At 76.4% G+C, this 675-nt stretch carries 1 protein-coding gene; it reads left to right on the forward strand.

The genetic code is table 11. The annotated features are described in order from the left end of the window. The coding region (locus MCBG_RS29115; protein ID WP_043329550.1) for an FtsK/SpoIIIE domain-containing protein at nt 1–675 on the forward strand (675 nt) is incomplete at both ends.

The following is a 675-nucleotide window of genomic DNA, read 5'->3' on the forward strand; positions in this document are numbered from 1 at the left end:
GGTACACGCTCGTCGGTGACCCGCCCGGCCGCCCGTTCAGCGCCGACGGCAGCGGGCTGGCCGCGCCGGTGGTGCTCGACGGCGACCCGTCGCACGCCGCGGTGACCGCGCTGGCCCGCCGGTACGCCGAGACCGCCGACCAGGACGTCGTCACGTTCGCCGACCTGCTGCCCGCGCAGCGCTGGGCCGGGTCCGCCGCCTCCGGCCTGCGTACCGTGCTCGGCCGCGCCGGCCGCCGCCCGCTCGCGGTGGCGTTCGACGACGCCACGCCGCACTGGCTGATCGGCGGCCGCACCGGCGCCGGCAAGACGGTGCTGCTGCTCGACGTGCTCTACGGGCTGGCCGCCCGCTACTCCCCGGCCGAGCTGCGGCTGATGCTGCTCGACTTCAAGGAGGGCGTGAGCTTCACCGAGTTCGTGCCCACCGACCGCGACCCGTCCTGGCTGCCGCACGCCGACGCGGTGGGCATCGAGTCCGACCGCGAGTACGGCGTGGCGGTGCTGCGGGAGCTGCGCGCCGAGTTGGGCCGCCGCGCCGACCTGCTCAAGCGGCACGGGGTCAGCCGCCTGGCCGACCTGCCGCCCAACGCCCGGCCGCCCCGGATCGTCACCGTGATCGACGAGTTCCACGTGCTGTTCGCCGGCAACGACGCGCTGGCCCGGCAGGCCGTCGACC

The sequence above is a fragment of the Micromonospora sp. M42 genome, from assembly GCF_000568915.1.
GTDB classification, from domain to species: Bacteria; Actinomycetota; Actinomycetes; order Mycobacteriales; family Micromonosporaceae; genus Micromonospora; species Micromonospora chalcea.